The sequence below is a fragment of the Amycolatopsis sp. NPDC051372 genome (genome assembly GCF_040682095.1).
Classification (GTDB): Bacteria; Actinomycetota; Actinomycetes; order Mycobacteriales; family Pseudonocardiaceae; genus Amycolatopsis.
The window spans coordinates 194742-206824 of sequence record NZ_JBFBAF010000004.1 but is presented as its reverse complement, the minus strand read 5'-3'; the positions used below and the strand labels follow the sequence as shown (position 1 = coordinate 206824).

Annotated in this window: 9 protein-coding genes; 5 read left to right on the top strand and 4 right to left on the bottom strand. The window is 71.6% G+C overall.

The window, feature by feature from the left end:
- Positions 1-64: 64 nt before the first annotated feature.
- Complete coding sequence (locus AB0M56_RS08370; protein WP_364172305.1) at positions 65-3355, bottom strand: BTAD domain-containing putative transcriptional regulator; 3291 nt, start codon at positions 3353-3355, stop codon at positions 65-67.
- Between the two features lie 333 nt (positions 3356-3688).
- On the opposite strand from AB0M56_RS08370, the gene AB0M56_RS08365 reads away from it, so the two are divergent.
- The 3 genes from AB0M56_RS08365 to AB0M56_RS08355 all read left to right on the top strand — a co-directional run bounded on the left by AB0M56_RS08365 (position 3689) and on the right by AB0M56_RS08355 (position 5124).
- Positions 3689-3997, top strand: a complete 309-nt coding sequence (locus tag AB0M56_RS08365; RefSeq protein WP_364172303.1) for a WXG100 family type VII secretion target — start codon at positions 3689-3691, stop codon at positions 3995-3997.
- Positions 3994-4287: a hypothetical protein gene (locus AB0M56_RS08360; protein ID WP_364172301.1), complete on the top strand. Its 294-nt coding sequence runs from the start codon at positions 3994-3996 to the stop codon at positions 4285-4287. The genes AB0M56_RS08365 and AB0M56_RS08360 overlap by 4 nt, the downstream gene beginning before the upstream one ends.
- 201 nt (positions 4288-4488) lie before the next feature.
- Positions 4489-5124, top strand: a complete 636-nt coding sequence (locus AB0M56_RS08355) for a response regulator transcription factor (RefSeq protein ID WP_220244148.1) — start codon at positions 4489-4491, stop codon at positions 5122-5124.
- 100 nt (positions 5125-5224) lie between these two features.
- Here AB0M56_RS08355 and AB0M56_RS08350 read toward each other — a convergent pair whose 3' ends face one another.
- Positions 5225-5776, bottom strand: a complete 552-nt coding sequence (locus AB0M56_RS08350; RefSeq protein ID WP_364172299.1) for a TetR/AcrR family transcriptional regulator — start codon at positions 5774-5776, stop codon at positions 5225-5227.
- An 89-nt stretch (positions 5777-5865) separates the two neighbouring features.
- On the opposite strand from AB0M56_RS08350, the gene AB0M56_RS08345 reads away from it, so the two are divergent.
- Both AB0M56_RS08345 and AB0M56_RS08340 read left to right on the top strand, forming a co-directional pair.
- The gene (locus AB0M56_RS08345; protein ID WP_364172297.1) at positions 5866-6876 is read left to right on the top strand and encodes an NAD-dependent epimerase/dehydratase family protein; all 1011 of its coding nucleotides are present in this window, start codon (positions 5866-5868) and stop codon (positions 6874-6876) included.
- Between the two features lie 20 nt (positions 6877-6896).
- On the top strand, positions 6897-8219 hold the full coding sequence (locus AB0M56_RS08340; RefSeq protein ID WP_364172295.1) for an amidase family protein: 1323 nt from the start codon (positions 6897-6899) through the stop codon (positions 8217-8219).
- A 235-nt stretch (positions 8220-8454) separates the two neighbouring features.
- On the opposite strand, the gene AB0M56_RS08335 is transcribed toward AB0M56_RS08340, so the two are convergent.
- Together AB0M56_RS08335 and AB0M56_RS08330 are read right to left on the bottom strand one after the other, a co-directional pair.
- Positions 8455-9702, bottom strand: coding sequence for a cell division protein DivIVA (locus AB0M56_RS08335; protein WP_364172294.1), 1248 nt, complete (start codon positions 9700-9702; stop codon positions 8455-8457).
- Between the two features lie 121 nt (positions 9703-9823).
- Positions 9824-11815: an SDR family oxidoreductase gene (locus AB0M56_RS08330; RefSeq protein ID WP_364172292.1), complete on the bottom strand. Its 1992-nt coding sequence runs from the start codon at positions 11813-11815 to the stop codon at positions 9824-9826.
- Between the last annotated feature and the right edge of the window lie 268 nt (positions 11816-12083).

Here is a 12083-nt window from a genome sequence, read left to right as displayed (position 1 = left end):
CCAGTTCCATCCGGGCCCAACGGCCAGTCCCGCTCAGCGGAGCGCTGTGGTGGCAAAAGCGGGATCATTCCCCCGCCGCGCGGCTGCGCACGGGGTTCGCGCGGCGGATGCCGTGCGGGTGCATCCGGGTTTCGGCCCGGCGCACGTCCCACGCCGCGCCGAGCGTGGTGTAGCTGGTGAGCGCCGCGCGGAACGCCGAGCGGGCTTCGTCGAGGCGGCCGTGTTCCGCCAGCAGGATCGCGGCGTCCTCGGTGGCGCGCGCGTGTTTCAGCACCCGGCCGGCGGCCTCGTAGTGCGCGGCCGCGCCGAGGATCGCGTCGGGATCACCCGCGACCAGGCCGCGGCAGTGGGCCGCGGCGGCGGTGTGCGCGGGTGGGACGTCGGAGCCGTCGGTGTCACCCATCAGCCGCAGCGCCTGGTACGCGTAGTGCGTCTCGCCCAGCTGCATCGCCAGGCGCACCAGGTCCGGCAGCCACTGCTGGCGCGCCGAAGGCGGATAACCCTGGTCCAGCAACGGGGTCAGCGCGGCGAGCGCCGCCTCCGGGTTGCCCTCCAGTTCGGACAGCTGCGCCTCGGCGGCCAGCAGGTAGTCGCCGCCGTTGGGCTCCAGGCCCTGCGGCCAGTGCTGGTGCGCGGCGGCGTCGAGGTGCGCGCTCGCTTCTTCCGGCTCGTCGCGGTGGCTCGCGATCAACGCGCCGACGCCGTGCACGAGCAGTGCGGAACCGGGGCTGCGCAACACGTACGACGCCGTCTCGGCGCCGCCCTTGATCACCGTGTCGAGCTCGGCCAGCGCCTCGGGCCAGCGGCCGCGCCAGTAGTAGTGCACGGCGCCCGCGAGGTGCATCTCGCCGGGCACGGCGCGGGTCGCGGCCAGCCGGCGCGCGGTGCTCAGCGGTTCGGCGGCGTCGTCGAGGCCGTCGAGCACACCGAGTTCCGACAAGTCCGGTTCGGACGTTTCGTCCACGGCCAGCCGTTCCAGCGTCGCGCGCAACGTCTCGTGCCGGCCGCGCCACATCTCGGGGACACCTCTGTCGGCGAGCGTGCGACGGACCTCTTCGGACGCTTCTGCAAACTCGCCGCGGCGGTAGTAGATGTAGGCGAGGATCCAGCGCATCTCCGCGGCCTGCCTGCTGTCCTCGGTCCGCGCGACGACCGAGCGCGCCTCGGCTTCCGGTTCGCGGCCGAGCCAGAACAGCAGCCGCGCGAGCGTGGCCGTGAGCGGTTCGCGGGCGTCGGCGGGCAGCGAGGCCTGGGTGACCACGTGCTTGAGCAGATCGACGGCCATGCGCGGCGCCTCGGTGGCGACGGTGCCGATGTGCTCGGTGAGCCAGCCCGTGACCCACGGGTCGACCTGCACCGGCGCGGCGGCCAGCTGCTCGGCCACGCGCTCGGGCGACGCACCCGCGCCCTGGAACGCCTCGGCGAGCTGGCGGTGCAACGCGACGCGCATTGCGGCCGGCGTCTTTTCGTAGAGCACGCGGCGCAGCAGCGGGTGGCGGAAGGCGAGCAGCTCGTCGGACTCGGTGAGCACGCCTGCCGCGAGCGCCTCCTCCACGGCGCCGACGAGCGCGGTCGCCTGCCGCTCGGTGGCGATCGCGATGTCCGACAGCGAGAACTCCTTGCCCAGCAAGGCCGCCCAGCGCAGGACGTCGCGCGTGCCGCTGGAGAGGAAGCTCAGGTACAGCGTGATGCGCGAACCCAGCGGCGCCGGGATCGTGCGGCAGCTGTTGCCATCGACGATCGCCTGCGCGCCGTCGAGCAGGATCATCGCGTTGGAGAGCAGCGTCTCCACGATTTCCTTGGCGTAGCGCGGGTTTCCCGACGCGAACGAGATCAGCGTGCGCAGCACCTGGCCCGGCGGGGCGCCGGCGAGATCATCCGCGAGGTCGCGGATCGCGCTTTCGGGCAGCGGCCCGAGCGTGAGCAGCTCCGTGCCGTCGGCCGCCAGCTCCGCGCGCAGGCCGTCCAGCTCGGCGGGACGGGGGACCGGGCGGCACGCGCCGATGAGCAGCAGCGGCAGCCGCCGCGTCTCGCGGCTCAGGTAGCGCCACACGCGCACCGTCGTGTCGTCGGCCCACTGCAGGTCGTCGACCACGAGCGCGAGCGGTTCGTCCGCGCACAGCTCGCGCACGAGCCCCAGGATGCCCTCCAGCGGGTCGGCGCCGGGGTTCTCGGCGAGCGCGACGGCGAGCTCCGCGCGTCGCAGATCCGACGCGCGCGGGTGCACACCCAGTGCGTCGAGCAGCGGCCGCAGGGCGAAGCGCTGGTCGAGCGCGTCGGCGGAGGCGAACAGCGGTTTGACGCCCGCGTCCTGGGCCATGAACAGGGTTTCGGCGAGCAGCGCCGTCTTGCCGATGCCGGGTTCGCCCTCGACCCACACCGAACGGCCGAGCCCGCCGGCGAGACCGGCGACGGTTTCGCGCAGCAGCAAAGTCTCGCTCGCGCGGTCGAAGAAGACTTCCGCGCGCGGCGGCAGCACCGGCAACGGGAAGCGCGGCACGCGGGCGGGCGGCGGCGCCGGCCGGGGCGCCGGCGCCGGGGTCTCCACCGCGGAACCGCCGCCCAGCAGGCGCTCGTACAGCTCGCGCAGCGCCGGCCCCGGCTCGGTGCCGAAGCCCTCGATCAGCTTGTCCTGCAAGTCCGTGTAGACGGCCAGCGCTTCGGCGCGACGGTCGCCGAGCGCGAGCGCTCGCATGAGCAGCCCGTGCAGTGGTTCGCGGAACGGGTGTTCGCGCGCCGACTCGAGCAGTTCGTCGACCAGCTCCCGGTGTCCGCCGTTGTCAAGCACGACCTCCGCGCGACGCTCGACCGTCGCGAGGCGCAGCTCCTCCAGCCGGGTGCGCTGCGACGCCGCGAACGGGCCGGGCAGGTTCTGCAGCGGCTCGCCGTGCCACAGCGCGAGCGCTTCGTCGAGCTTCGCCAGCGCCGGGCCGCGTTCGCCGGCCGACAGGTGGCGCTGAGCCTGGTCACGCAGGGCCTCGAAGTGGTGCACGTCGATGGTTGCGGGCTCCACGCACAGCGAGTAACCCGACCCGATGGACGCGAGCAGTTGCGGCCCGGTGCCTTTCGCGCGGCCGGGTTCGAGCGCGCGGCGCAGGCCGGAGATGTAGGTGTAGATGCTGCCCTGCGCGCTGGCCGGGGGCGAGTCGCCCCACACGGCGTCGATCAGCTCTTCGCGGGAAACGGTGCGGTTGGGCGACATCGCCAGCACCGCGAGAACTGTGCGGCGGTGGGCGGAGCCGAGATCGAGCTCGGCGCTGTCGAGTTCTGTGCCGCCGCGCCAGGCGCGGACCGGGCCGAGCAGCCGGATCTTCGGCGCGGTGATACCGCCTGCCGCGCCGTCCGCTGCCGACATCGGTCTCCCTTCACGCGTTGACGGATCGTCACACGCCGGATGCCAGTGGTGATCTTACGCCCGAACGGGTGGTGGAGCGGGCCGGGGCCGGGTCTCGCCGGTCGCCCTGACCGTCAGTCTCGGGGCGCGGTGTAACGGCCACTCGGCGTAACGGCGAACACCCGGGAAACTCCGCTGCCGAGGCGCCGGTGGAACGGCAGGCAAGGATATCCGAAAATCGGGCATACCACCTGGTCTCCGGTTTCGCCACCCTCCGTTGGTGGGTCACGCTCGCATGAGCAGGCCGCGCGGCACGGGCGCGGGTTCTGGGGACGTGGTGGTGAGGAGAGCGTCGTGAAATCGATCCCTCCGACGGTGGTGCCGGACGGTATGCGCGGTGCGGCGGGTGAGTTCGCCCGCGCCATAGACTCGGCCAACGCACATTTGAGGCGGGTCAACAGCGAGATGGCGGCGCTGCAGGCGTCGTGGCGGGGCGACGCTTCGGTGCGCTTCGGCCAGGCGATGAACGACTGGGAACAGCAGTACGACCTCATCCTGGGCCGGCTCGCCGACCTGCTCACGGTCACCGGCGGCGCGGCGGACGCGCGCCCGGCCGCCGACGAGCGGGCGACGCCGTGGACGGGTGGCCTGAGCGGGATATGAGCCCAGGGCGTTTCGACTTCACCGACGCCGACGAGATCCTCGACCGGATGGGCAGGACGACCGGCGGGATCCGGGCCGTGCTGGCGGAGCTGGAGTCCACTGTGGAACGAAATCTGGCGGGCTGGACGCCGGAGGCGCAGGCGCGCTACTGGGCGGCCAAGCAGGCCTGGACCGAGGCCGTCGGCCGCATGCCCGACTGCGTCGAGCGGGCGCGGGAGGCGTTCCGGGAGATCGCCGGGAACTCCGGCGCGGCGGGGCCGAACGCATGCGGGGTGTGCCGGGAGGCGTGAAGGCCGGCGTGAAGCCCGGGCCGACGGGCGGCTCAACCCTGCCGTCAAGACCTTCGTGAAGCAGTGCGTAGAGGACGTTGACCTGCGATTATAGGGATATGCTTCACGATCGCGGCGGGCGTGAAGAATCTTGGTAAGAAAACGTGAAGTCGTCCGCGCGAGACTTATCACCGTCAACCTGGAGTGGTGGTAGGAGATCTCGTGAAGCTCGTCAAAGTCGCTGTTCTCGCCTCGGACCCGATCACCAAGGCCGGCGCCGCGAGCCTGCTGGGTACCCGCGCCGAGCTGCAGGTCCTCCCCGAGGACTCGGCCGCGCAGGCCGACGTGGTCCTCGTGATGGAGGAGCACGTGACCGATCGAGTGCTGTCGCGGGTCAAGGAGCTGGGGCGCGAGTCCGAGCAGTTGGCCGGACCGCACCTCGTCATCGTCGCCGACCACTTTCGGGAGAGCGACCTGATGACCGCCATCGAGTGCGGCGTCGTCGCGATCCTGCCGCGCCGCGAGACCGGTGGCGCTGAACTGGTGTCCGCCGTGCTCGCCGCAGGCGACGGCACCGCCAGCCTGCCGCCGCGGCTGCAGGGCGCGCTGCTCGGCCAGGTCCAGCGCATGCGCCGCGACGTGCTCGAGCCCAACGGCCTCACCCTGTCCGGCCTCGCCGCCCGCGAGTGCGACGTGCTGCGGCTCGTCGCAGAGGGCTACGGCACGGAGGAGATCGCGACGAAGCTCTGCTACTCGGAGCGGACCGTGAAGAACGTCCTGTACGGCCTGATGACCCGCTGCGGCCTCAACAACCGTGCCCACGCCGTGGCCTACGCCCTGCGTGCCGGCGCCATCTGAACCACTCTCGCCGGGCGGCGACCGGGGCGGTGCCGCCGCCCTTGCTTCGGGCCTTCTCCTTTTCGTGGGGAAGGCCCTTTTCGTATCTGTCCGTGGTGGTTCAGACGTCCAGGACGCGCAGGCAGAGGCGGCGAAGGGTGGCGCGCAGGTCGTTGTCGGAGAGGTGGTCCAGTCCTCGCAGCGCGGGGCCGAGTTCGGTCGCCGTCCAGTAGGCGGCTGTCTGGTCTGGCGTCGGGTGGTCGCCGAAGAGCAGGCGCAGGCCGCGCCGGGCCTGGTCGTCGAGCGCCTGGCCGATGCTCTCGTGCCGCCGTGCGCCCGGGTCGGTGCGGTTGAGCGGAGAGACGGACCGGTGGGCCACGACCTGGTCCACGAAACCGTCGACAAGCAGCTCGCGCCGCTGCTGTCCGGTTTGGACCTCCGCGGCCGCTTCGAGGAGTTCGTCGAACGCCGTGATGCTGCTCTGTAGGAGAGCCGCGAGAATGTCGGCCTTCGAGCGGAAGTAGTAGTAGACGTTGGCTTTCGTGACGCCCATCGTGTCGGCGATCAGCTGCAGTGACGTGGCGTCGAACCCGTGCTCGGCGAACAGCTCCTGCGCCGTGGCGAGCACGGCCCGCCTGGTCTTCTCGGCCTGTTCAGTCCGGGTGGGTGACACCCGGCGATGCTAACCCACGGCGTTCGGTGCGGGGATGGGCTACGGTGGTTTCATTAGCCGAATGGCTAATGAACTTCGAGGAGAGACACATGCGCGTACTGGTGACCGGCGGGACCGGCTACGTCGCCGGCTGGTGCCTCGCCGAGCTGCTGCGGCGTGGCTACGACGTGCGGACGACGGTGCGTTCGGCCGCCAAGGAAGCCGCGGTGCGCCGCGCGGTCGGCAGCGAGATCGACCCCGGTGACCGGCTGGAGGTCGTGGTCGCCGACCTGACGTCCGACGCCGGCTGGGCCGAGGCCGTGGCCGGCTGCACCTACGTGTTGCACGTCGCTTCGCCGCTGGGCGGCGATGGTTCGCGCGACCCCGACGCGTTCATCGGCCCCGCGCGCGACGGTGCCCTGCGGGTGCTGAAGGCCGCGACCGAGGCAGGGGTGTCGCGAGTCGTGATGACGTCCTCGCTGGCCGCCGCCGCGCCGCCGATCGGCACGCGCAGCGCCGAGGTGTTCGACGAGACCCTGTGGACCGACCCCGACGATCGCCGCCTCAACCCGTACCGCCGTTCCAAGGCCGTGGCCGAGCGCGCGGCGTGGGACTTCATCGAGTCCGCCGGCGGTGGCACTTCGCTGGCGACGGTGCTGCCGGGCGCGATCCTCGGCCCGGTGCTGGAAGGCCAGGCGCTCGGCTCCGTGCAGCTGATCGGCGCCCTGCTCGACGGCCGCCTCCCCGGCGTCCCGCGGCTCGGCTACAGCGTCACCGACGTCCGTGACCTCGCCGATCTCCACCTTCGAGCCATGCTCGCGCCCGAGGCCGCGGGCGAGCGGTTCGTCGCCGTCGGCGAGTTCCTGTGGCTGCGCGAGGCGGCGCGCGAGATCCGCGCGAAGCTCGGCCCCGACGCCGCCAAGGTGCCCACGCGCGGTCTGCCCGACTTCGTGCTGCGCGGCTTCGCGCTCGTCAATGCCGGCGTGCGCGAGGTGGCGCCGGACCTCGGCCGGAAGAACGTGTACACCTCGGCCAAGGCGCAGAAGCTGCTCGGCTGGCAGCCCCGGCCCGCGGCCGCGACCGTCGTCGACTGCGCGCGGAGCCTTGTCGCTGTCCACTGAGGACGGTTAGGGTGCGCATCATGGTGCAGACTGCGGTGGAGATCGCGCGCGCGGTGCGCGCCGGTGAGCTGGATCCCGTCCAGGTGACCAAGGAAGCCCTCGCCCGCATCGCGGCGGCCGACGGCGTGGTCGGCGCGTTCCGGCGCGTGCGCGCGGCGGAGGCCCTCGCGGAGGCGGCGGAGGTCGCCGCCCGCCCGGACCTGCGTGATTTGCCGTTGGCGGGTGTTCCGGTGGCGGTCAAGGACGTCACGGAGGTCGCCGGCGAATACGCGGGCTGGGGCTCGGTCGCCGGTCCGCGGACGCCGTTTTCTTCCGACGGGGTGATCGCCGCCCGCCTGCGCGCGGCGGGCGCCGTGATCGTCGGTCTCACCCGCGTGCCCGAGCTCTGCCTGTACCCGATGAGCGACGACCCCACCGGCGTCTCCCGCAACCCGTGGGAACCCGCGTACACGGCCGGCGGCTCCTCGGGCGGCAGCGCAGCCGCCGTCGCCGCCGGCCTCGTCCCCATCGCCCACGGCACCGACGGCCTCGGCTCCGTGCGCCTGCCCGCCGCCATGTGCGGCCTCGTCGGCCTCAAGCCCGGCCGCGGCGTCGTCCAGGAGCCCACCGAGGGCTGGTACGGCATGTCCACGCACGGCCCGCTGGCCACCACCACGGCCGACGCGGCCCTGCTGATGTCCGTGCTGGGCGAGCAAACTTCGCTGGCCGAGGTTCCGGTGCCCGGCCCGCAACGCATCGCCTTCTCCACCCAAGTCCCCGTCACGCGCGCCCCGCTCCCGCGCCCGCTCGGCCAGGCCGTCACCCAAGCCTCGACGTTGCTGACCGGTTTTGGTCATTCGCTGACGGAAGCCACCCCGGCCTACGGCTTCGACACCATGCTCGCCCTCGTCGCCCGCTGGTTCGCCGGCCCCGCCTCCCAAGCCGACGCGGAGTTCACCTTCCGCCACCTCCAGCCCCGCACCCGCACCCACGTCCGCCTGGGCCACCTCACGCGCGCCTTCGTCCGCGACCGCTCCCGCACCACGTGGATCTCCCGCGCCGAGGCGTTCTTCGCCTCCCACGACGTCCTCATCACCCCGACGCTCGCCACGCTGCCCCCGAAAGCCCAGCGCTGGCACCGCCGCTCCTGGCTCGCGAACGCCCTGCCGGCCGTCCGCGTCGCCGACTTCACGGGCTTCTGGAACCTCGCGGGCTTCCCCGCCCTCTCCGTGCCCGTCGGCCACCACCCGCCCCTCGACCTCGCCACCTCGGTCCAGCTCATCGCCCCACCCGGCGGCGAATCGCTACTGCTGGGCCTCGCGGCTCAACTCGAGGCGGCAAACCCCTGGCCCCGCAGCCGCTGACCCTCGCCCCGGTGGCATGGCCCCGCCCTCCCAGGGGGGCGTCCCACGTCCAGTCTATCGGCCACCCCCGACAAAACCCGCTGGTAGCAAGGGAATCCGGCATTTCCTGTGGATAGGCGGCTGCCTGTGGACAACTGCGGGGCGGGGGTTGACAGACGCTCGCGCGGCCACCGTAAGAAACGACGAAGGCCGCTTCCCCGTGGAGGGGGAGCGGCCTTCGGTCGTGAAGTGCGGGTCAGGAGTTGGACTTGCCGGCCACCTGGGAGACCGGCTGAGGAGTGGAGCCGTTGGCGTTCCCGGTGGGCTTCGCGGCGGTGGCGGCGTTGCCGTTTGCCGGTGCGGGCTTGGGTTTCACCGTCGGGGCCGGGGTGGTCGGGGAGTCGACCGAGACGACCTCGGGCTTTGGCTTCGGGACCGGAACGGGCTTCGGCGCGGCAGCGGGCTTGGCAGAAGCAGCGGGTGCCGGCGCGGCAGCGGGCTTGGCAGAAGCGGCCGGGGCAGGCGCAGGCTTGGCAGCAGGCGCAGAGGCAGCAGGCTTGGCCGACACAGAAGAAGCAGCCGGATCATCCCCGCCCACCAGTTTCGACGCCGACGGGATCACCGACTCCACCGGAAGCGCCGCCAGCAGGGTCTCGCTGCTCTTCAGCACCTCGTCCGCCATCGCCAGGTTCTTGCGCGCCTGCTCGCGGATCTCGGCGAGGCGTTCGACCTTGCGGGTCGCCGCGGTGGTGCGCTGGGCGGCCTGAGTGGTGGCTTCGTCGAGGCGGCGCTTGGCTTCCGCGGTGGCGTCGTCGACGCGGCGCTTGGCCTCGGCCGTCGCCTCGGCGATGCGGCGTTCGGCCTGGTTCTTGCTCGCCGTGCGCTGGTCGGCGATCAGCTTCTCGTGCGCGGTGCGCTCGGCGGTGATCTTCGAGTCGAAGTCGCGCTCGATCTTGCGGCGCTTGCGCTCGGCTTCGTTGTCGAGGAGTTCCCGGCGTTGCGCCGCCTCGACGGTGAGCCGCTGCACCTCGGCGCGCGTCTCCTTCAAAGCCTCTTCGTGCTCGGAGTGCAGCGCCTCGGCCTGCTTGTCGAGCTCCGAGACCAGACGCGTGTAGCGCTCGCGCAGCTTCGTCGACGCCTCGGTGGACGAAGCCCAGTGCTTCTCCGCCGCCACCTGCGCGCGCTTGGTGATCTCGTCCGCGCGCGCCTGCGCGAGCTGCACCGTGCGCTGCATGCGCTCGTCCAAGTCCTCGAGCCGCTCGGGCGGCTTCATCAGCTCCTCGACGCGGCCCTGCAGCTTGGTCACCTCGCCGCGCGCGGCCTCGAGCTCGCGCGACAGCGTGGCGACCTGCGTCGCCGCCGCGTCGCGATCACTGAGCAGCCGGCGCAGCTGCGCCTCGATGTGATCGAGGTACTGGCGCACCTCGTTGCGGTCGAAGCCGTGCCAGGCTTGGGTGTACTCGCGCCGCAGGGGCAGGAGGCCGTTGTCTCGCTCGGGAACCATGGGCCCGACGGTACCCGCGCACATTGTGTCGTCGGCGTCAGGACTGGTGATTCACCGCCATGTGTCGGGCCCTACCTGGTGATCGTCGCCTGAACGGCCTCACCCCGGAAACGCACCGTGACTACCAGTGGAACCCGCGCGACAGCCGCGCAAGCGCCATCGCAGCCCGAGACAGGTGTTTCTCGCCACGGCCGATCTTGAGCCGGCCCGAACCGCCGGCCGCCGTCGAGTCGGGGAAGATGCGGAAACCCTGGTACGCGATCGCGTCAGTGAGGCCCGGTGCCAGCGTGTAGGTGAGCCCGATGGCCTGCCCCGCCGGGGTGCCGATGTGCTTGGGCCGGTCGATCAGCGCCTTCATGACCATGTCGGCCGCCTGCTCCGGCGACTTCGTGGGGAACGCGTCGTAGATCTTCGTCGGCCGGATCATCGGCGTGCGCACCAGTGGCATGTGGATCGTGGTGAACGTGATGCCGTCACCGTGCGTCTCCGTCGCCGCGATTCGCGAGAAGTAGTCGAGCGCGGCCTTCGACGCGGCGTACGCGGAGAACCGCGGTGCGATGCCCTGCACACCGATCGACGAAACATTCACGATGTGCCCGAACTTCCGCTCCGACATGTGAGGCAGCACCGCGAGAATCAGCCGCACCGCGCCGAAGTAGTTGATCGCCATCGCGCGCTCGTAGTCGTGGATCCGGTCGTACGACAGCTTGATCGACCGGCGGATCGAGCGCCCGGCGTTGTTCACGAGCATGTCGATCCGGCCGTGCTCGGCCAGCATCGCGTCCACGGCCTTGTGCACCGACTCCTCGTCGGTCAGGTCCGCCGGGTACACCGACGCCGTGCCGCCGGCCGCGATGATCTCGTCGCGCACCTCTTCCAGCTCGTGCTGCCGCCGCGCCACCAGCAGCGGCACACCGCCCGCCGCCGCGACCTTCAGCGCCGTCGCTCGCCCGATGCCCGAAGACGCGCCGGTGATGATCACGCGCCGCCCGTCCAGCTCACCGCGCGGGCCGTGCTTGCGGGCGCGGAACGGGTCGAGGTGCTCGCGCCAGTAGCGCCACAGCGTGGCCGCGTAGTCCTCGAGCCGCGGCACCTCCACGCCCGTGCCCGCCAGCGCCTTGCGCGTCTCGGTCGACGCGAACACCGACGGGAACGCCATCGTCTCCAGCAGCACCGGCGGGATGCCGAGGCGCTCCATCACCGCGTCGCGCGCGATCGTGAAGCCGGGGATGTGCTCGCTGAGCTTCACCAGCCCGACGAGCCCCTTCGACACGCCCTCGCCCAGCTGCACCGTGATCGTCGGCGCGCCCGCGGACCGCGCGAACGCGTTGTACACCGACACCACCGGCTGCGGCTCGGGGTTCACGAGGTGGAAGGCGCGCCCGTCGAGGCCTGGCGTGGTCACCAGCTCCAGCAGCGCCTTGGCCACGTAGTCGACCGGCACCACGTTGGTGTCGCCGAGGTCCGGCCCGACGATCGGCACGTCGGGCAGCCCGGCGAGCTTGCTGATGGCCGGGAATAGGTAGTACGGGCCGTCGATCTTGTCCATCTCGCCGGTCTTCGAGTCACCGACCACGACGGCGGGCCGGTACACGCGCCACGGCACCTCGTGCTGCTCGCGCACCAGCTTCTCGGCCTCGAACTTCGTGCGGTGGTACGGCGTGATCAGCCGCTGCCCGACGTCGAACATGTCCTCGGTGAACAGGCCCTCGTGATCACCGGCCACGGCCACCGACGACACGTGGTGCAGTCCGCCGGCGCGCAGGTCCGCGGCGAGGTCGACGACGTGCTGCGTACCGTCCACATTGGCCTTGATGCTGATCTCGTCGTCGGCGGTGATGTCGTAGAGCGCGGCCAGGTGCACCACGTGGTCGACACCGCGCAGGGCGTCGCGGTCCTCCTCGGACACACCCAGCATCGGTTCGCCGAGGTCGCCGGTCACGAGCGTCACGCGGTCCGCGTGCGGCCACCCGTCGACCAGCTTCGCCAGCTTCTCCCTCGACGACGCGCGCACCACGAGGGCGACGCGTTCCGCGTCCGGCCGCATGAGCAGCAGCCGGGTGAACTGGCGGCCGATCAACCCGGTCGCACCCGTCACCAAGAACGTCGCCATCTCCATCACCCTCCGCCGTACAACGCTGGACCCTTGCCGCATTCTGCTGCATGGAAGCCGCGCTGACCACAGCGCGCCCGAGTGATGTTACTCGCTAGTAACTTGCGGTGAAACCCGGGTCCCGCAGGTCGGAGGCACCTTTTCCGGCGACGGTGTCCCGATGGGCGGTACGAAGTGACCGTTCGCGACACCCGCCGCGCGGAGCGAACGGTCCCCTCGCATCAGGTGAACTGCACGCCGTTGCCTGCCACGCAGGAGAAAAAGGCAG